The sequence below is a fragment of the Lactobacillus gasseri ATCC 33323 = JCM 1131 genome (assembly GCF_000014425.1).
In the GTDB taxonomy this organism is placed as follows: domain Bacteria; phylum Bacillota; class Bacilli; order Lactobacillales; family Lactobacillaceae; genus Lactobacillus; species Lactobacillus gasseri.
Map to the genome: position 1 here is coordinate 1,772,048 of NC_008530.1, position 20,015 is coordinate 1,792,062.

10 protein-coding genes, 6 tRNA genes and 5 rRNA genes are annotated in these 20,015 nt (G+C 41.6%); 1 reads left to right on the forward strand and 20 read right to left on the reverse strand.

Going from position 1 to position 20,015, the window contains the following annotated elements:
• Positions 1 to 24: 24 nt before the first annotated feature.
• Positions 25 to 1,035, forward strand: coding sequence for an aspartate--ammonia ligase (gene asnA, locus LGAS_RS08780; RefSeq protein ID WP_025012244.1), 1,011 nt, complete (start codon positions 25 to 27; stop codon positions 1,033 to 1,035).
• Between the two features lie 28 nt (positions 1,036 to 1,063).
• On the opposite strand, the gene LGAS_RS08785 is transcribed toward asnA, so the two are convergent.
• The 20 genes from LGAS_RS08785 to LGAS_RS08880 all read right to left on the reverse strand — a co-directional run bounded on the left by LGAS_RS08785 (position 1,064) and on the right by LGAS_RS08880 (position 20,006).
• Positions 1,064 to 2,284: a CPBP family intramembrane glutamic endopeptidase gene (locus LGAS_RS08785; protein WP_003657339.1), complete on the reverse strand. Its 1,221-nt coding sequence runs from the start codon at positions 2,282 to 2,284 to the stop codon at positions 1,064 to 1,066.
• Between the two features lie 91 nt (positions 2,285 to 2,375).
• Positions 2,376 to 3,776: an APC family permease gene (locus tag LGAS_RS08790; RefSeq protein WP_011678989.1), complete on the reverse strand. Its 1,401-nt coding sequence runs from the start codon at positions 3,774 to 3,776 to the stop codon at positions 2,376 to 2,378.
• Between the two features lie 17 nt (positions 3,777 to 3,793).
• A complete protein-coding gene (locus tag LGAS_RS08795; protein WP_003655393.1) occupies positions 3,794 to 4,519 on the reverse strand; it encodes a gamma-glutamyl-gamma-aminobutyrate hydrolase family protein in 726 nt (241 codons plus the stop codon).
• A gap of 163 nt (positions 4,520 to 4,682) precedes the next feature.
• Positions 4,683 to 6,065, reverse strand: a complete 1,383-nt coding sequence (locus LGAS_RS08800; protein ID WP_025012245.1) for an amino acid permease — start codon at positions 6,063 to 6,065, stop codon at positions 4,683 to 4,685.
• Positions 6,055 to 7,446, reverse strand: coding sequence for an amino acid permease (locus tag LGAS_RS08805; RefSeq protein ID WP_003646627.1), 1,392 nt, complete (start codon positions 7,444 to 7,446; stop codon positions 6,055 to 6,057). Before LGAS_RS08805 ends, LGAS_RS08800 begins: the two co-directional genes overlap by 11 nt.
• Positions 7,447 to 7,605: 159 nt before the next feature.
• Positions 7,606 to 7,968: a DUF956 family protein gene (locus tag LGAS_RS08810; RefSeq protein ID WP_003646626.1), complete on the reverse strand. Its 363-nt coding sequence runs from the start codon at positions 7,966 to 7,968 to the stop codon at positions 7,606 to 7,608.
• Positions 7,969 to 8,030: 62 nt separating this feature from the next.
• Positions 8,031 to 8,960 (reverse strand): PTS system mannose/fructose/sorbose family transporter subunit IID, encoded by a 930-nt coding sequence (locus LGAS_RS08815; RefSeq protein WP_011678991.1) that lies wholly within the window; start codon positions 8,958 to 8,960, stop codon positions 8,031 to 8,033.
• A gap of 28 nt (positions 8,961 to 8,988) precedes the next feature.
• Positions 8,989 to 9,792: a PTS mannose/fructose/sorbose transporter subunit IIC gene (locus LGAS_RS08820; protein ID WP_003646624.1), complete on the reverse strand. Its 804-nt coding sequence runs from the start codon at positions 9,790 to 9,792 to the stop codon at positions 8,989 to 8,991.
• 21 nt (positions 9,793 to 9,813) lie between these two features.
• On the reverse strand, positions 9,814 to 10,812 hold the full coding sequence (locus LGAS_RS08825) for a PTS sugar transporter subunit IIB (RefSeq protein ID WP_003646623.1): 999 nt from the start codon (positions 10,810 to 10,812) through the stop codon (positions 9,814 to 9,816).
• A 206-nt stretch (positions 10,813 to 11,018) separates the two neighbouring features.
• Positions 11,019 to 11,091 (reverse strand) — tRNA-Asn (locus LGAS_RS08830).
• Positions 11,092 to 11,104: 13 nt separating this feature from the next.
• Positions 11,105 to 11,221: ribosomal RNA gene (gene rrf / locus LGAS_RS08835) — 5S ribosomal RNA — on the reverse strand.
• A gap of 60 nt (positions 11,222 to 11,281) precedes the next feature.
• Positions 11,282 to 14,187, reverse strand: a 23S ribosomal RNA gene (locus LGAS_RS08840).
• Positions 14,188 to 14,311: 124 nt separating this feature from the next.
• Positions 14,312 to 14,384: transfer RNA gene (locus LGAS_RS08845), tRNA-Ala, on the reverse strand.
• A gap of 33 nt (positions 14,385 to 14,417) precedes the next feature.
• Positions 14,418 to 14,491: transfer RNA gene (locus tag LGAS_RS08850), tRNA-Ile, on the reverse strand.
• Between the two features lie 142 nt (positions 14,492 to 14,633).
• A 16S ribosomal RNA gene (locus LGAS_RS08855) occupies positions 14,634 to 16,206 on the reverse strand.
• 324 nt (positions 16,207 to 16,530) lie between these two features.
• Positions 16,531 to 16,606: transfer RNA gene (locus tag LGAS_RS08860), tRNA-Asn, on the reverse strand.
• A 13-nt stretch (positions 16,607 to 16,619) separates the two neighbouring features.
• Positions 16,620 to 16,736, reverse strand: a 5S ribosomal RNA gene (gene rrf / locus LGAS_RS08865).
• Positions 16,737 to 16,796: 60 nt separating this feature from the next.
• Positions 16,797 to 19,702: ribosomal RNA gene (locus LGAS_RS08870) — 23S ribosomal RNA — on the reverse strand.
• The 16S, 23S and 5S rRNA genes sit together here with 6 tRNA genes alongside, the layout of an rRNA operon.
• A gap of 124 nt (positions 19,703 to 19,826) precedes the next feature.
• A tRNA-Ala gene (locus LGAS_RS08875) sits at positions 19,827 to 19,899 on the reverse strand.
• Positions 19,900 to 19,932: 33 nt separating this feature from the next.
• Positions 19,933 to 20,006 (reverse strand) — tRNA-Ile (locus tag LGAS_RS08880).
• Positions 20,007 to 20,015 lie beyond the last annotated feature (9 nt).

The window sequence follows — 20,015 nt, forward strand, 5'->3', positions numbered from 1 at the left end:
ATTTTTTCTAAGGAGTACATAATTATGACATTGATATTACCTAAGGACTACCAACCCAGTCTAACCATTCGTGATACTGAAGCCGCAATTGTTTTCATTAGAGAAACTTTTCAAGATAAAATTGCTGAAAAACTAAATGTTCAACGAATGTCGGCACCAATGTTTGTTGAAAAGTCTACTGGATTAAACGACAACTTAAATGGTGTTGAACGTCCTGTTTCTTTTGATATGAAAGCTATGCCTAACGATACAATTGAAGTAGTTCATTCACTAGCCAAATGGAAACGTCTGGCACTTAAGCGCTACGGATTTGGAATGCATGAAGGTCTCTACACTAATATGAATGCTATTAGACGTGACGAAGACTTAGATAATTTCCATTCAATTTACGTAGACCAGTGGGATTGGGAAAAAATCATTTCCAAAGATGAACGTAATATCGATACCTTAAAAGATACTGTTAAGCAAATCTTTAAAGCAATCAAAGAGACAGAAAAAGAAGTTGCAGCCCGCTACCCTAGTTCTACTTATCGTTTACCTAACGAAATTACATTTATTACTACACAAGAACTCGAAGACCGCTGGCCTGATTTAACACCTGATGAGCGTGAAGATAAAATTGCTAAAGAGAAAAAAGCTGTATTTTTAATGAAGATTGGGGATAAGCTAAAACGTAGTGGTAAGCCACATGATGGTCGCGCACCAGACTACGATGATTGGCAATTAAATGGTGACCTTTTATTTTGGTATGAACCTTTACAACGTAAATTAGAAATCTCTTCAATGGGAATTCGTGTCAGTGAAGAATCACTAAAAACGCAGCTAAAAAAAGCCCATGCCGAGGAAAGAGCAGCTTTGCCATTTCATAAAATGCTTTTAAACGGAGAGCTTCCTTATACAATTGGCGGAGGAATTGGACAATCTCGTTTGTGCATGCTTTTACTTGGAAAAGCCCATATTGGGGAAGTTCAAGCTAGCATCTGGCCTCCAAAAATGATTGAAGAATGTGAAGCAGCTGGGATGCAAATGCTATAAAAAAGGAGTATCGTTTGATACTCCTTTTTTAATACATTAAATTATTAGTTACTGGTTGTAAGATACGCCTACTATTTTCCTCCATTACTAACTTTCGCTTTCCCGTAATCATCCACAAATAAATGCATACCGGAACGACTACTGAAATAATGGCAACTAACCATTCACCTGTGCTCCCATTCCAAGTACCAGGTTGATCTCCATTTTCTTGTAAAAAAATTAGAAAATCTACAAAAAAATGCATTAACATTGTTAGCCATAATTTACCAGTATATAAATAAACAACCGCAAAAAACAATCCTATACCAAATGCAAATGTAACTTGAGCAATAGTTGGAGCTAATTTTTGCCACCCGAAATTAGCAAAATGAAGTAAGCCGAAAAATAAAGCACTAATAAAAATAGTCACTGGAACTTGCCATTTGTTCTTTCTTAAAGCGTATAAGAGAACAATGATCACTAGATATCGATTCATCTCTTCCATTATTCCCGCTTCAGCAGCTTGACTAAAACTATTCAAAGTAAATTTCATTGGATCAGCATGATAGGAAAAAAGGACAGAAAACAAGTTATTGCCATATCCCCCAAATGCATTCCATATAATATCAACAATTCCAAAAATAATTAAAAATGCCAATACACCATCAGAGAAATTAATTGATTTTTTAAATTTTAAATTAAAGTCAAAATTATAGCCCCATCCCCGAGCTAAAAAACAAGCCCAAATAGTATAGGCAAAAGCAGCCCATAATCCTGTAGAGAGAATTGTATTGAAGAACTTATTGCCCGGGATATGTCCTAGAGTACATATTTCCATTAGATTTTCCATCATCCAAAAGACTAAAATTAGACGCGGAACAGTCCACTTAACTTCAGCACCTACTGCAATTGCAAAAGGGATTAGCCACACTAATCCTATCAAGAGAAAGATGAATGCTACTATTGCACCCATACGTGGCCATATCTTTGCTACTACGTTCATTAATTCAATCCAGCCGCCTAACGACAATAAAGGCAAAAAGATAATCATCAACCATCGATTGAAAGTATCAACTTTGGGCGGCTTTTTCTGCCAGAGCTCTAGTAATAGCATTAAAACTAACAATGGAGAGAAAAATATTAGTAGAAAAACTTCATTATGCTGTAACCATAATTGATGTCTCAAGCCTGGATTAAGATATAAAAAAAGATAAAAAAATATTCCCAGTACTAATTCAGCAATTAATGTATAGCGTGCTTTCTCTTTCATATTAGTTAGTCCTTCTTACTATTACTTAACATACTCCACTTAGCATACAAAAAAGGACTACCTAAGCCAAATTGCCTAGTAGTCCTTTTAATTATTTACTAGCCTTACGATCTTTTCTAGAGATAAAGAACATAATTAGTGGTAAAACAATAAATCCAAAAATCATCATTGCTATTGCATACCAATTAATTCCAGTTACTTGTCCACTTGCATTAACCACACCAAATTGTGCTTTCCAGTTATATTCGACTAATAGGAAGATAACCAAGACAATTGAAAGAATTGGAACAACAATATCAGTCCATATGTTCTTCTGGGCATTTAAGACAGTTTCTGCAGTCTTTCCACGATAAAATTGGATAACTGCTAACGGAACTACAATGAAACCTAGAAAACGTACCATAGCACTTAATGTAATCAAGTTAACCATGTTATATTCAAATGCCATTGGAATTAAAATTGCAAGTAATACTGAAATAAAGAACGTTCTAATTGGAAAATTATTTTTGGTTCTCTTAGTCAGACTCTTCGAGAATTGATTTTCACGTGCCATAGCTTCTAAAATTCTTGGTGCGTTAAAGCTTGAAGCAACATTAATACCAAACATTGAAATTAAAGCACCTACTAGAATAACATCCCTTAAAATTTCATTTTTAAAAATTGCTGCAATCGCTACAACCTGCTTAGTTGTCATCAACGACTTAGGATCAAGCATCATCGCAACTGCAACAACGCCAATATAAACTATTGCAATTACAATAATTGCTAAAGGAATAGCACGTGGCAAGTTCTTAGCTGGATTTTTCATATCATCTGAACCCGAAGCAACTGATTCAAATCCAGTAAAGGCATAAAATGCTGATACAATTGCCATTACAAAACCTGTAGTAGTTAAAGTTGGTACAATCTTTTGACCATTTTGAGTAATTTGATCTACTTCATTTAGGTTACTTGAAGCACCAGTCATAATTAACAAGACTACTCCAGCAACAATAATTAATACTAAGGCAGCTAACTTACCAATTGTTGCTAAATTCATGACATACTTAACAACCTTTTGACCAAATAAGTTAATAATCGTAATAACAGCCATTAAAATCAAAAAGCCGATAGTCACACTCATCGTTTTATTTGGATTACCGCCAAAAATAGAAATTGTTGATTTGATAACCCCAACTGCCATAACGCCCCAAGCTACACTTGCAGAAAAGTAACGTAAAATCCCCATATAGAAACCTACATTATTTCCGAAAGCTGCCTTTGAATACGCATAAGCAGCACCAGATTTAGTTACATATTTTGCAGCTGCTGCAAAAGAAATAGCTAAAATAGAAGCAAAAATTGCAGCTATAAAGTACACAATTAATGCTTTTGAACCAGCCTGTTGAACAACACTACCTGGTGTCAAGAATATTCCTGAACCAATAATCGAATTAATGGCTAAAAGAACAATCGACCAAAAGCCTAATTTACTTGTTTCATTCTCATTCATCTATTACTAACTTCTCTCTACTCTTTTTTCGCATTATCAATAATATATTTAAATAAATTATTTTGATAAGAAACAACTCGATGGAGCATTTCAGGATGCCACTGAACAGCAATCACTGAAGCATCTTTATTTTCAATTGCCTCTACTACTCCATCGACACAACGAGCTGAAACCTTAAAATCAGGTGCAACATCTTTAATTAATTGATGGTGAAAAGAATTTGTCTGTATTTTTTCTTTTCCCAATAATTCTGCAATTTTAGTTCCTGCAACTGTTTCAACAGTATGAGTAAGTAAAGTTGGTGTTTGTCCTTGATTGTGTTTTAATGTTTTCACTTTTCTATAGCTTAAGTCTTGGTACAGCGTTCCCCCGTGATACACATTTATTATTTGCGCTCCACGACAAATTCCTAAAACCGGAATTCCATTTTCTTCAGCTAACTTCAACAAAAGCATGTCAAATTGATCTCGTTGAGGCCAAATATCCCCTAATTTTTGTTCTGGTTCTTCCTTATAATTATGAGGATCAACATCATGTCCACCAGACAAAATTAGCCCTTGCACATTTAAAAGCTGTTCCTTAATCACCTCTTCATTTTCATTAAAGGGAATAATATAAGGAATTCCGCCATTTTGGATCACAGAATCAACGTAATCTTCATTAACATAACTACGACGATAGCCAGGAAAAATACCGCCATCATCGATAATTACAGAACCAGAAATACCAATTATCGGTTTCATGTTGCGCTCTCCTTTTAACTTACTTTTTACCAGTTAGATTTAATTATAGAGTATATATTTTACTACGTAAATACCATAAGTTAAAATTAACACTTTTTTCTCACAGTCCGCTAATTTTTTGTTTCAATAAAAAAATCATCCTTTTCTAGGATGATTTAACAAGTTATTTTTTCTTGCGGTGCTTAATTGCATACACAATTGCTGCTAATACTAGGACACCTGCGCCTACAGTAACAGAAACTCTAGTTTCTGGATTAATAAACATAAAAATCACGATTATTAGCAACATCATAAAAGCAAAATAATTTGAATATGGGTATAACGGTAGCTTAAACGGATGCTTATCCATCAAATGAGTGTTGCTTTTTCTAAATTTTAATTCAGCAATCAAAATTACAAACCATGCCACCATCCCTGGCAAAACAGAGGAACTATAGACAATGACAAATAGCTCTCCCATTGATTTATTCATTGTTGAAACAATCAAGTTTAAAACGAAACCGACCAAAATGCCAACAGTAATACCAATAATTGCACGATCAGGAACAATATGCTTCGATAGCTTACCAAATATCTTTGGCGCTTCTCCTTCATGAGACAATTTAAATAGCATTCTACTCGAAGAATAGATTCCAGAATTTGCACCCGATAAGGCTGCTGTTAATACAACAAAGTTGATAATACCTGCCGCGGCTGTAATTCCTACCTTAGTAAAAGTTTCTACAAATGGTGAACCAATATTACTTAGCTGATTCCATGGATAAATGGTAACAATAACAAAAATCGCTCCAACATAGAAAATCAATATACGCCATAAAACAGACTTTACACTTTTTACGATTGCTTCTTGTGGATTAGCAACTTCTCCAGCTGAAATACCAATTAACTCTATTCCTTCATAAGAACCTGCAATAATTGCCATTGAAAAGAAGAATCCTTTTACTCCACCTGTAAAGAATCCACTATGCGACCATAAGTTGCTAAAACCGAGTGGTTTTCCATGATTACCTACACCAAGTAAAATTACAAACAATCCCAAAATAATCATTAGTATAATTGTTACTACTTTAATCATTGCAAACCAAAATTCTAGAGCCCCATATGCTTTAGCACTAGCTAAGTTTGCTAATAGTAAAAGTGCAATAATAATGATTCCTGACCAAAACACATTAACTTGAGGCCACCAGAATTTTAAGTATTCTGTAGCAGCAACAACTTCAGAAATGCCAACGACAATGTACTGAAAAACGTTAGCCCATTCTGCCAAATATCCTGCTAGAGGAGAAATATATTCTGTAGCATAATCAGCAAATGAACCAGTTCCAGGACTAACATAGAGCATCTCACCAAGTGCCCGCATTACAATATATAAAATCAATTCAACAAACATATACGCTAATAAAACTGAAGGTCCTGTCCATTTTATTGTAGAGGTGGATCCCATGAACAAGCCTACACCAATTGCCCCGCCGAGAGAAATCATTTCCATTTGGCCTGCAGTCATGGATCTTTTTAATTTAGGAGGATGATTTTTCTTATTTTCCATCAACACCATCCTTTCTATGACGAATCAGATAGACAATTGTAGCTATAATCAATACCGCTGCTCCAACTAGTACAGAAACTCGAGTCTCTGGATTAATAAGCATAAATACTACAATAACAATTAACATTAAAAATGCAAAATAATTGGAAATGGGATATAGTGGCAACTTAAACGGATGATCAACCAGCAACTCTTGATTATTATGTCTAAATTTTAGTTCTGCAAGTAAAATTACAAACCATGGAATCATACCTGGCAACACTGAGGATGAGAACACGATTACAAATAAATCTTGTGTAGATTTATTAATTGTAGCAGCGATCATATTTACCACAAATCCAATCAATATTCCCCCGGAAATACCTAAAATTGCATGATTAGGAACAATACGCTTAGATATATGTCCAAATGTCTTGGGTGCATCCCCATCATGAGCTAATTTAAAGAGCATTCGACTAGATGAATAAATTCCAGAGTTTGCACCTGATAATGCAGCCGTCAAAACCACAAAATTAATGATACTTGCTGCTGCTGTAATTCCTACTTTGGCAAACGTAGTTACAAAAGGTGATCCAATACTACTTAATTCATTCCATGGATAAATGGTAACAATGACAAAAATTGCTCCAACATAAAAAATTAGAATTCTCCATAAAACAGATTTGACGCTTTTTACGATGGCCTCTTGTGGATTAGCAACTTCACCAGCAGAAATTCCAAGTAACTCTATTCCTTCATAAGAACCAACGATAATTGACATTGAAAAGAAAAAGCCTTTTACTCCACCTGTAAAGAAGCCACCATGTGACCACAAATTACTAAAGCCAGTTGGTTTTCCTCCATTACCTACTCCAAAGAAAATCACAATGAAGCCCAAGATAATCATCAAAATAATAGTTACAACTTTGATCATAGCAAACCAAAATTCAAGAGAAGCGTACGCTTTAGCACTTGCCAAATTTGCCAAAACAAGAAATAAAATGATAATGATTCCCGACCAAAAGACATTAACTTTAGGCCACCAAAATTTCAAATATTCAGTTGCTGCTACTACTTCAGACATTCCAACGACAATATATTCAAATACATTAGCCCACTCTGCGAGATAGCCAGCTAACGGATGCACATATTCAGTTGCATAATCAGCAAATGAACCAGTACCTGGATTTACATATAGCATTTCTCCTAAGGCACGCATTACAATGTATAAAATTAAGCCGACAAACATATACGCCAATAAAACAGATGGTCCCGTCCATTTTATTGTAGAGGTGGATCCCATAAATAGTCCGACCCCAATTGCACCACCTAAAGATATCATTTCCATTTGACCAGCAGTCATAGAACGCTTTAACTTAGGCATTGACTTTTTATTTTCCATTATTTAATGCCACTCCTATAAAAAAAACTAGCAGTCACTCGAGAGCTAGTTTTAAATATCAACAAATTGATTAATGTCATTTTAATACAGGTAAGCAGCAATTCCAAGAACTTTTTGACAAAAAATAAGGAACTCAGCCTTAAAACTAAGTTCCTTAATTTAATTTCGTGTAAAATTACGTTTGATCTTTTGCCAAATTGTAAGAGCTCTTCTCATATTATTTGCCGGAACATGCTTTCGAATAGCACGCAAAGTCGGCTTTACATGTCTTGCAGCAAAGATAAAACTACCATTTTTTTTAGTACAAATCTTAAATCGTGGAATATATTTTCCACCAAAATATACATCTGCTACTACAACAGTTACTTCGTTCCAAGGAATTTGCACATAATCATTAGGATTGTTATCACTATAGAATTCGAACCCCTTGTCACCAACTAGGACTTTCCCATATGTAGGAATTCCTCTAAACCAAGTCGCTGTATCAACATATTCTGATTTTGTATTTAGTGATTGAACCATATAAAAACCTTTTCATATATAAGAAAAACGGTCTAGATCAGACCGTCTTTTACTTATTATTGTTATAGTAAGCCAATTACGTGACCTAAAATACCAACAACGAAGATACCAATAATAATAACAATTGGTGAAACTTTCTTCTTTAGTAGCCACATACATAAGAAAGTTAATAGCAATGCAGCAAGACCAGGAATCAAACTATCTAAGTTTTGTTGCAAAGTTGTTTCCTTAATTTTATCTAAGGCCATACCATTACCTAAATTATATTCAGATAATGCTTTGTGAATGCCTTCTGCACCCTTTGGAAGAGCGTTCCAATCGATGTAAGCACCCTTTTGAAGTGGACCACTTGAAACAACTGGCTTAAAGTTAATCGTTACCCAACGTTCAATTAAGGCACCGATAACAAACATACCCATCATTGAAGCACCACGAGTGATCTTTTGTAATAAACCACCTGAAGCATCTTCAGTAATCTTAGTACCAGCTTTGTAACCCATTTCTTGAGTGTACCATAAGAATGCCATACGAATTACATTCCATAATACAAAGAATAGGATAGGACCTAAGATATTTCCACTCAAAGCAAGTGAAGCACCTAGTGATCCAATAATAGGACGAACCGTGTACCAGAATACAGGGTCACCAACACCAGCTAAAGGACCCATCATACCAACTTTAACACCTTGAATAGCAGTGTTATCAACATCGGCACCGTTAGCCTTATCCTCTTCTAAGGCAAGAGTAACACCAATAATAGGTGATGCTAAGTAAGGGTGTGTGTTAAAGAATTCCAGGTGTCTCTTTAATGCAAGAGATAAATCCTTCTTTTCTGGATACAATTTTCTTAAGGCTGGGATTAAACTGTATGCCCAACCACCGTTTTGCATTCTTTCGTAGTTCCATGAACCCTGAAGGAAAGTAGAACGCCACCAAACCTTAATACGATCTGATTTACTTAAAGTTAATTTCTTTTTTGCAGTTTCAGTCATTTATAATTAGCCTCCTCTCGCTCAAATTTTAATAGTCATCCAGGATGTCGCCCAATGGGTCGCCTGAACCAGAATTAGAGTTGTTATTGTTTCCACCTTTAGAACCTTCAAGAGCAAGGTACATAATAGCAAGTGAAATACCAATACCACCAAGAGCGATCAAAGTTAATTCCTTAACAGCTGCTAAACAGAAACCAATAATGAAGAATGGCCATACTTCACGACTAGCCATCATATTAATAACCATTGCGTAACCTACGGCAACAACCATACCACCACCGATGGTCATACCTTCATTTAACCAAGCAGGCATTGCGTTTAAACCAGCACGAACAACGGAAGCAGGAATGGCAAGTAATAAAGCTGCTGGAATAGCAATTCTTAAGCCTTGTAAAGCAACAGCAATCATTTGCCAACGATCAATAGCTTTCCAGTTAGCTTCTTCTGCTTTTCTATCCATAATATGAACAATAGCAACTGAAATAGTACGAACTAACATAGTCAAGAATAAACCAGCAACAGCCAATGGAATAGCAATACCAATAGCAGTACCAATACCCTTTTGTCCTTGTCCACCTTGTACCAAAATAATAGTTGAAGCAACAGATGCTAAAGCAGCATCAGGCGCAACAGCAGCACCAATATTAGCCCAACCTAAAGCAATCATTTGTAGTGAACCGCCAAGAATAATACCTATAGTTAAGTTACCAGTAACTAAACCAATTAAAGTACATGCCACTAGAGGTTGATGGAATTGGAATTCGTCAAGAATTCCTCCCATACCTGCAAAGAAGGCAACGACCACTACCAGAATCATCTGAATAGCATTCATTTATAAAAATCCCCCTATAATTTATTTCTTTTCATCAACTAATTTTTGAGCTTTCTCCAAAAGTTCATCCATATTTTGTTTACCGTCAGAAGGAACTTTACGGACATCAAATTTAACGCCCAAATCTTTTAATTTCTTATATGTGTCAATATCTTTTTGGTCCATTGCCAAAACAGTATTCACATTAACTTTACCATCACTGTAAGCCATGGAACCGATATTCAATTCTTTGATATCCATTCCACCTTCAATAGCTTTAAGCGCATCTTCTGGATTTTCAAATAAAATTAATGCTTTAGTATTTCCAAATCGTGGATCTTTTACTACTTTAAGCATTTTATCGATTGGAACAACATTCGCAGGCACACCAGCTGGAGCGGCTTCCTTGATCATTGTTTTACGAATTTTATCCTTAGCAACATTATCTGAAACAACAATAATCCGATTTGGATTCATTGCTTTAGTCCAACCAGTTGCAACTTGACCATGAAGAAGACGTGAATCGATTCTAGCCAAAACATATTTAATGTGACCATCACCAATAACAGTACCTTCTGGAATTGCACCTTGTGGTTGTGCATCAGAATTGGAAGCTGATTTTTCAGTAGTCTCTTTAGGCATAAGAGATTCAGGTTGCGTCTTAATTCCATCACGACCTGGCTTAACAATAGCTTTGGCAATATCATGGGCATTATCACTTCCCATTCTTTGACCTAAAGCTTCAATAACCATTGGTAAGTTCATACCAGAAACAATAGCCCAAGTATCTTCATGCTCTTTAACGAGATTATTTGCTTGGTTAAATGGCGTACCTCCCCATAAATCGATCAAAAACAAGACTTGGTCTTGATCATCAAAAGAAGCAACCGCCTTTTCCATCTTAGCTCTAATATCATCAGGACCTTCATCTGGCTTCAAAATCACATGAGCAAGATTTTCTTGTTTACCAAAAATCATCTCAGCAGATTGAAAAATTCCATCAGCAAAGCCACCGTGACTAGCTAGGACAATTCCTACCATTTGATTTCCCCCTTAATCAAAATATCTTCACGAATACTTTATAGCGGAATAAATGTATACGTTTACTTTTAATATCATACCATTTTTTTACTGAAAATGCTTGCATAATAGCAAAAAAAATCAAAAAATAATATCTATACAAAACAAAAAAAGGAGAATGAAGTTATTTCTCCATTCTCCCTCTTTTATTTCTTCGCTTTACCTTACTCCGGCTGTCAGACTCGAACTGACGACAACCTGATTAACAGTCAGGTGCTCTACCAACTGAGCTAAGCCGGAATATTAAAAAAGAGCACGGCGACTGCCTACCCTCGCAGGCAGTTTCCCACCAACTACTCTCGGCGTTAAGAAGCTTAACTTCTGTGTTCGGCATGGGAACAGGTGTATCCTTCTTGCCATCGCCACCGTACTCTTTCTGAGCTTTTACACTCAAAACTGAATATAATCTTCCGCTCTAAACCTTTGAGCTTTGGTCAAGTGCTCGACTGATTAGTACTAGTCCGCTCCACATATCGCTATGCTTCCACTCCTAGCCTATCTACCTCATCGTCTTTAAGGTGTCTTACTGCTTACGCATCGGAAATCTCATCTTGAGGGGGGCTTCGCACTTAGATGCTTTCAGCGCTTATCCCTTCCATACATAGCTACCCAGCGATGCCTTTGGCAAGACAACTGGTACACCAGCGGTATGTCCATCCCGGTCCTCTCGTACTAAGGACAGCTCCTCTCAAATTTCCTACGCCCACGACAGATAGGGACCGAACTGTCTCACGACGTTCTGAACCCAGCTCGCGTGCCGCTTTAATGGGCGAACAGCCCAACCCTTGGGACCGACTTCAGCCCCAGGATGCGACGAGCCGACATCGAGGTGCCAAACCTCCCCGTCGATGTGAACTCTTGGGGGAGATAAGCCTGTTATCCCCAGGGTAGCTTTTATCCGTTGAGTGATGGCCTTTCCATGCAGTACCACCAGATCACTAAGCCCGACTTTCGTCCCTGCTCGAGGTGTACCTCTCGCAGTCAAGCTCCCTTATACCTTTACACTCTGCGAATGATTTCCAACCATTCTGAGGGAACCTTTGGGCGCCTCCGTTACATTTTAGGAGGCGACCGCCCCAGTCAAACTGCCCACCTGACACTGTCCTCCAGAACGCTCAGCTCTGCGAGTTAGAGGATCCATCAAACAAGGGTAGTATCCCAACATTGCCTCCAGTAAGACTAGCGTCCTACTTTCTCTGGCTCCTACCTATCCTGTACATGTTTAACAAATACTCAATATCAAGCTACAGTAAAGCTCCATGGGGTCTTTCCGTCCTGTCGCGGGTAACCCGCATCTTCACGGGTATTATAATTTCACCGAGTCTCTCGTTGAGACAGTGCCCAAATCATTACACCTTTCGTGCAGGTCGGAACTTACCCGACAAGGAATTTCGCTACCTTAGGACCGTTATAGTTACGGCCGCCGTTTACTGGGGCTTCAATTCAAACCTTCGCTTGCGCTAAGCTCTCCTCTTAACCTTCCAGCACCGGGCAGGTGTCAGCACCTATACGTCATCTTACGATTTTGCAGATACCTGTGTTTTTGATAAACAGTTGTTTGGGCCTATTCACTGCGGCTGATCTTTTACCATCAGCACCCCTTCTCCCGAAGTTACGGGGTCATTTTGCCGAGTTCCTTAACGAGAGTTCTCTCGCTCACCTGAGTGTTCTCCACTCGACTACCTGTGTCGGTTTGCGGTACGGGTAAAATTGCTCTGGCTAGAAGCTTTTCTTGGCAGTGTGACATCATGACCTTCGCTACTTTAATTTCGCTCCGCATCACAGCTTGATTTCTTTAGACAAGCATTTGACTCATCTTTCTTCTTACTGCTTGCACATGTATTTCCAGCAACATGCGTCATTAGCCTCCTGCGTCCCTCCTTTGCTCATATCGAACAATTTCAGTACAGGAATCTCTACCTGTTGTCCATCGGCTACGCCTCTCGGCCTTACCTTAGGTCCCGACTTACCCTGGGCGGACGAGCCTGCCCCAGGAAACCTTAGTCTTTCGGCGGATAGGATTCTCACCTATCTTTCGCTACTCATACCGGCATTCTCACTTCTAAGCGCTCCATTAGTCCTCTCGATCTAACTTCTCCGCACTTAGAACGCTCTCCTACCACGCATATCCTTTGATATGCATCCACAGTTTCGGTACTATGCTTAGCCCCGGTACATTTTCGGCGCAGCGTCACTCGACTAGTGAGCTATTACGCACTCTTTAAATGGTGGCTGCTTCTAAGCCAACATCCTAGTTGTCTACGCAACTCCACATCCTTTTCCACTTAGCATAGATTTGGGGACCTTAACTGGTGATCTGGGCTGTTTCCCTTTCGACTACGGATCTTATCACTCGCAGTCTGACTCCCGTGCATTGATATCTGGCATTCGGAGTTTATCTGGATTCAGTAACCCCTGACGGGCCCCTAGTCCAAACAGCGCTCTACCTCCATTATCATTCACACGAGGCTAGCCCTAAAGCTATTTCGGAGAGAACCAGCTATCTCCAAGTTCGTTTGGAATTTCACCGCTACCCACAACTCATCCCCGCGATTTTTAACTCACGTGGGTTCGGTCCTCCAGCGTGTTTTACCACGCCTTCAACCTGGTCATGGGTAGGTCACTTGGTTTCGGGTCTACGTCATGATACTCTCTCGCCCTCTTCAGACTCGCTTTCGCTCCGGCTCCGTCTTTTCTGACTTAACCTTGCACCATAACGTAACTCGCCGGTTCATTCTACAAAAGGCACGCCATTACACTTTAATGTGCTTTGACTACTTGTAGGCACACGGTTTCAGGTTCTCTTTCACTCCCCTTCCGGGGTTCTTTTCACCTTTCCCTCACGGTACTGGTTCACTATCGGTCACTAGTTAGTATTTAGCCTTGCGAGATGGTCCTCGCGGTTTCAATCGGGATTCCTCGTGTCCCGACCTACTCAGGATCCTGCTAAGTCTCTCTGCAATTTCGCTTACGGGGCTCTCACCCTCTCTGGCTTATCTTTCCAGATAATTCTGCTATCGCTTCAAGTGCTTTCCTGCAGTCCTACTACCCCAACTGGCAAGCCAGCTGGTTTGGGCTCTTTCCTGTTCGCTCGCCGCTACTTGGGAAATCGATTTTTCTTTCTCTTCCTGCAGCTACTTAGATGTTTCAGTTCACTGCGTCTTCCTTCAACAGCCTTAACAGCTCTTGATAATACCTCCCGGTATTGGGTTCCCCCATTCGGATATCTCCGGATCATTGCTTACTTACTGCTCCCCGAAGCCTTTCGTGGTTCGTCACGTCCTTCATCGGCTTCTAGTGCCTAGGCATTCACCATGCGCCCTTTTCTACTTGACCTATTTCAAGTTGAGTTTCTCTCTTCTCGGTCGCTCTTCAATCTGTTTTTTCGATTGTCTCGGTTTTTTGCTTTAGATTATATTCAGTTTTCAATGTACTAACCCTTGAGACACAACAGTCTCAATGGAGGCTAACGGGATCGAACCGATGACCTCCTGCGTGCAAAGCAGGCGCTCTCCCATCTGAGCTAAGCCCCCATCATTGCCTTTTATCAAAGCTTTCACTTTGAATGGGCCTAAATGGACTTGAACCATCGACCTCACGCTTATCAGGCGTGCGCTCTAACCAGCTGAGCTATAGGCCCGATTGTGCTTGGCTTGTTATTCAAGTTGTTTGAGGTAATACCCTCAAAACTAAACAAAGTTTCTCAGTGTGCTTCCGCTTGGCTTTCTCGATGACTTCTCTTTAGTGCTCTCGCACTCTCCATCATCTTTCGCCTTCCTTAGAAAGGAGGTGATCCAGCCGCAGGTTCTCCTACGGCTACCTTGTTACGACTTCACCCTAATCATCTGTCCTACCTTAGACGGCTGACTCCTATAAAGGTTATCCCACCGGCTTTGGGTGTTACAGACTCTCATGGTGTGACGGGCGGTGTGTACAAGGCCCGGGAACGTATTCACCGCGGCGTGCTGATCCGCGATTACTAGCGATTCCAGCTTCGTGTAGGCGAGTTGCAGCCTACAGTCCGAACTGAGAACGGCTTTCAGAGATCCGCTTGCCTTCGCAGGTTCGCTTCTCGTTGTACCGTCCATTGTAGCACGTGTGTAGCCCAGGTCATAAGGGGCATGATGACTTGACGTCATCCCCACCTTCCTCCGGTTTGTCACCGGCAGTCTCATTAGAGTGCCCAACTTAATGATGGCAACTAATGACAAGGGTTGCGCTCGTTGCGGGACTTAACCCAACATCTCACGACACGAGCTGACGACAGCCATGCACCACCTGTCTCAGCGTCCCCGAAGGGAACACCTAATCTCTTAGGTTTGCACTGGATGTCAAGACCTGGTAAGGTTCTTCGCGTTGCTTCGAATTAAACCACATGCTCCACCGCTTGTGCGGGCCCCCGTCAATTCCTTTGAGTTTCAACCTTGCGGTCGTACTCCCCAGGCGGAGTGCTTAATGCGTTAGCTGCAGCACTGAGAGGCGGAAACCTCCCAACACTTAGCACTCATCGTTTACGGCATGGACTACCAGGGTATCTAATCCTGTTCGCTACCCATGCTTTCGAGCCTCAGCGTCAGTTGCAGACCAGAGAGCCGCCTTCGCCACTGGTGTTCTTCCATATATCTACGCATTCCACCGCTACACATGGAGTTCCACTCTCCTCTTCTGCACTCAAGTTCAACAGTTTCTGATGCAATTCTCCGGTTGAGCCGAAGGCTTTCACATCAGACTTATTGAACCGCCTGCACTCGCTTTACGCCCAATAAATCCGGACAACGCTTGCCACCTACGTATTACCGCGGCTGCTGGCACGTAGTTAGCCGTGACTTTCTAAGTAATTACCGTCAAATAAAGGCCAGTTACTACCTCTATCTTTCTTCACTACCAACAGAGCTTTACGAGCCGAAACCCTTCTTCACTCACGCGGCGTTGCTCCATCAGACTTGCGTCCATTGTGGAAGATTCCCTACTGCTGCCTCCCGTAGGAGTTTGGGCCGTGTCTCAGTCCCAATGTGGCCGATCAGTCTCTCAACTCGGCTATGCATCATTGCCTTGGTAAGCCGTTACCTTACCAACTAGCTAATGCACCGCAGGTCCATCCAAGAGTGATAGCAGAACCATCTTTTAAACTCTAGACATGCGTCTAGTGTTGTTATCCGGTATTAGCATCTGTTTCCAGGTGTTATCCCAGTCTCTTGGGCAGGTTACCCACGTGTTACTCACCCGTCCGCCGCTCGCTTGTATCTAGTTTCATCTGGTGCAAGCACCAAATTCATCTAGGCAAGCTCGCTCGACTTGCATGTATTAGGCACGCCGCCAGCGTTCGTCCTGAGCCAGGATCAAACTCTCATTTTCCTTCTTGAAAATGAGCTTTTTATCGTTTAGCTCTAAAACTTTCTTTGAGTTATCTCAAATTTATTGCTTGCGAATTGACTTCGCTTTTGTTTGGGATTTTTTATATCCCGCACACTTTCAGCGAAACTTTGTTCAGTTTTCAAGGTACTACCGTTGCCGTGTGACAACTTTTATATTATATCATGTCTCTTGAGCTTTGACAAGTTATTTTTCTTGCCCCTCATCTTTCTCAAATGACAGCTTTATAATATTATCATCTTTCCTTGCTTTTAGCAAGTATATTCTTATCTTTTTTGATAAAAATAGGAGCCTTATTGACTCCATTGGCTCCGGCTGTCAGACTCGAACTGACGACAACCTGATTAACAGTCAGGTGCTCTACCAACTGAGCTAAGCCGGAATATTAAAAAAGAGCACGGCGACTGCCTACCCTCGCAGGCAGTTTCCCACCAACTACTCTCGGCGTTAAGAAGCTTAACTTCTGTGTTCGGCATGGGAACAGGTGTATCCTTCTTGCCATCGCCACCGTACTCTTTCTGAGCTTTTACACTCAAAACTGAATATAATCTTCCGCTCTAAACCTTTGAGCTTTGGTCAAGTGCTCGACTGATTAGTACTAGTCCGCTCCACATATCGCTATGCTTCCACTCCTAGCCTATCTACCTCATCGTCTTTAAGGTGTCTTACTGCTTACGCATCGGAAATCTCATCTTGAGGGGGGCTTCGCACTTAGATGCTTTCAGCGCTTATCCCTTCCATACATAGCTACCCAGCGATGCCTTTGGCAAGACAACTGGTACACCAGCGGTATGTCCATCCCGGTCCTCTCGTACTAAGGACAGCTCCTCTCAAATTTCCTACGCCCACGACAGATAGGGACCGAACTGTCTCACGACGTTCTGAACCCAGCTCGCGTGCCGCTTTAATGGGCGAACAGCCCAACCCTTGGGACCGACTTCAGCCCCAGGATGCGACGAGCCGACATCGAGGTGCCAAACCTCCCCGTCGATGTGAACTCTTGGGGGAGATAAGCCTGTTATCCCCAGGGTAGCTTTTATCCGTTGAGTGATGGCCTTTCCATGCAGTACCACCAGATCACTAAGCCCGACTTTCGTCCCTGCTCGAGGTGTACCTCTCGCAGTCAAGCTCCCTTATACCTTTACACTCTGCGAATGATTTCCAACCATTCTGAGGGAACCTTTGGGCGCCTCCGTTACATTTTAGGAGGCGACCGCCCCAGTCAAACTGCCCACCTGACACTGTCCTCCAGAACGCTCAGCTCTGCGAGTTAGAGGATCCATCAAACAAGGGTAGTATCCCAACATTGCCTCCAGTAAGACTAGCGTCCTACTTTCTCTGGCTCCTACCTATCCTGTACATGTTTAACAAATACTCAATATCAAGCTACAGTAAAGCTCCATGGGGTCTTTCCGTCCTGTCGCGGGTAACCCGCATCTTCACGGGTATTATAATTTCACCGAGTCTCTCGTTGAGACAGTGCCCAAATCATTACACCTTTCGTGCAGGTCGGAACTTACCCGACAAGGAATTTCGCTACCTTAGGACCGTTATAGTTACGGCCGCCGTTTACTGGGGCTTCAATTCAAACCTTCGCTTGCGCTAAGCTCTCCTCTTAACCTTCCAGCACCGGGCAGGTGTCAGCACCTATACGTCATCTTACGATTTTGCAGATACCTGTGTTTTTGATAAACAGTTGTTTGGGCCTATTCACTGCGGCTGATCTTTTACCATCAGCACCCCTTCTCCCGAAGTTACGGGGTCATTTTGCCGAGTTCCTTAACGAGAGTTCTCTCGCTCACCTGAGTGTTCTCCACTCGACTACCTGTGTCGGTTTGCGGTACGGGTAAAATTGCTCTGGCTAGAAGCTTTTCTTGGCAGTGTGACATCATGACCTTCGCTACTTTAATTTCGCTCCGCATCACAGCTTGATTTCTTTAGACAAGCATTTGACTCATCTTTCTTCTTACTGCTTGCACATGTATTTCCAGCAACATGCGTCATTAGCCTCCTGCGTCCCTCCTTTGCTCATATCGAACAATTTCAGTACAGGAATCTCTACCTGTTGTCCATCGGCTACGCCTCTCGGCCTTACCTTAGGTCCCGACTTACCCTGGGCGGACGAGCCTGCCCCAGGAAACCTTAGTCTTTCGGCGGATAGGATTCTCACCTATCTTTCGCTACTCATACCGGCATTCTCACTTCTAAGCGCTCCATTAGTCCTCTCGATCTAACTTCTCCGCACTTAGAACGCTCTCCTACCACGCATATCCTTTGATATGCATCCACAGTTTCGGTACTATGCTTAGCCCCGGTACATTTTCGGCGCAGCGTCACTCGACTAGTGAGCTATTACGCACTCTTTAAATGGTGGCTGCTTCTAAGCCAACATCCTAGTTGTCTACGCAACTCCACATCCTTTTCCACTTAGCATAGATTTGGGGACCTTAACTGGTGATCTGGGCTGTTTCCCTTTCGACTACGGATCTTATCACTCGCAGTCTGACTCCCGTGCATTGATATCTGGCATTCGGAGTTTATCTGGATTCAGTAACCCCTGACGGGCCCCTAGTCCAAACAGCGCTCTACCTCCATTATCATTCACACGAGGCTAGCCCTAAAGCTATTTCGGAGAGAACCAGCTATCTCCAAGTTCGTTTGGAATTTCACCGCTACCCACAACTCATCCCCGCGATTTTTAACTCACGTGGGTTCGGTCCTCCAGCGTGTTTTACCACGCCTTCAACCTGGTCATGGGTAGGTCACTTGGTTTCGGGTCTACGTCATGATACTCTCTCGCCCTCTTCAGACTCGCTTTCGCTCCGGCTCCGTCTTTTCTGACTTAACCTTGCACCATAACGTAACTCGCCGGTTCATTCTACAAAAGGCACGCCATTACACTTTAATGTGCTTTGACTACTTGTAGGCACACGGTTTCAGGTTCTCTTTCACTCCCCTTCCGGGGTTCTTTTCACCTTTCCCTCACGGTACTGGTTCACTATCGGTCACTAGTTAGTATTTAGCCTTGCGAGATGGTCCTCGCGGTTTCAATCGGGATTCCTCGTGTCCCGACCTACTCAGGATCCTGCTAAGTCTCTCTGCAATTTCGCTTACGGGGCTCTCACCCTCTCTGGCTTATCTTTCCAGATAATTCTGCTATCGCTTCAAGTGCTTTCCTGCAGTCCTACTACCCCAACTGGCAAGCCAGCTGGTTTGGGCTCTTTCCTGTTCGCTCGCCGCTACTTGGGAAATCGATTTTTCTTTCTCTTCCTGCAGCTACTTAGATGTTTCAGTTCACTGCGTCTTCCTTCAACAGCCTTAACAGCTCTTGATAATACCTCCCGGTATTGGGTTCCCCCATTCGGATATCTCCGGATCATTGCTTACTTACTGCTCCCCGAAGCCTTTCGTGGTTCGTCACGTCCTTCATCGGCTTCTAGTGCCTAGGCATTCACCATGCGCCCTTTTCTACTTGACCTATTTCAAGTTGAGTTTCTCTCTTCTCGGTCGCTCTTCAATCTGTTTTTTCGATTGTCTCGGTTTTTTGCTTTAGATTATATTCAGTTTTCAATGTACTAACCCTTGAGACACAACAGTCTCAATGGAGGCTAACGGGATCGAACCGATGACCTCCTGCGTGCAAAGCAGGCGCTCTCCCATCTGAGCTAAGCCCCCATCATTGCCTTTTATCAAAGCTTTCACTTTGAATGGGCCTAAATGGACTTGAACCATCGACCTCACGCTTATCAGGCGTGCGCTCTAACCAGCTGAGCTATAGGCCCGATTGTGCT

Excerpts from the sequence above, each read along its gene's own strand:
- LGAS_RS08790 (WP_011678989.1), bottom strand. The coding sequence starts at position 3,776 with ATGAATGAGAATGAAACAAGTAAATTAGGCTTTTGGTCGATTGTTCTT.
- LGAS_RS08795 (WP_003655393.1), bottom strand. The coding sequence starts at position 4,519 with ATGAAACCGATAATTGGTATTTCTGGTTCTGTAATTATCGATGATGGC.
- asnA (WP_025012244.1), top strand. The coding sequence starts at position 25 with ATGACATTGATATTACCTAAGGACTACCAACCCAGTCTAACCATTCGT.
- LGAS_RS08810 (WP_003646626.1), bottom strand. The coding sequence starts at position 7,968 with ATGGTTCAATCACTAAATACAAAATCAGAATATGTTGATACAGCGACT.
- LGAS_RS08785 (WP_003657339.1), bottom strand. The coding sequence starts at position 2,284 with ATGAAAGAGAAAGCACGCTATACATTAATTGCTGAATTAGTACTGGGA.
- LGAS_RS08815 (WP_011678991.1), bottom strand. The coding sequence starts at position 8,960 with ATGACTGAAACTGCAAAAAAGAAATTAACTTTAAGTAAATCAGATCGT.
- LGAS_RS08825 (WP_003646623.1), bottom strand. The coding sequence starts at position 10,812 with ATGGTAGGAATTGTCCTAGCTAGTCACGGTGGCTTTGCTGATGGAATT.
- LGAS_RS08820 (WP_003646624.1), bottom strand. The coding sequence starts at position 9,792 with ATGAATGCTATTCAGATGATTCTGGTAGTGGTCGTTGCCTTCTTTGCA.
- LGAS_RS08805 (WP_003646627.1), bottom strand. The coding sequence starts at position 7,446 with ATGGAAAATAAAAAGTCAATGCCTAAGTTAAAGCGTTCTATGACTGCT.
- LGAS_RS08800 (WP_025012245.1), bottom strand. The coding sequence starts at position 6,065 with ATGGAAAATAAGAAAAATCATCCTCCTAAATTAAAAAGATCCATGACT.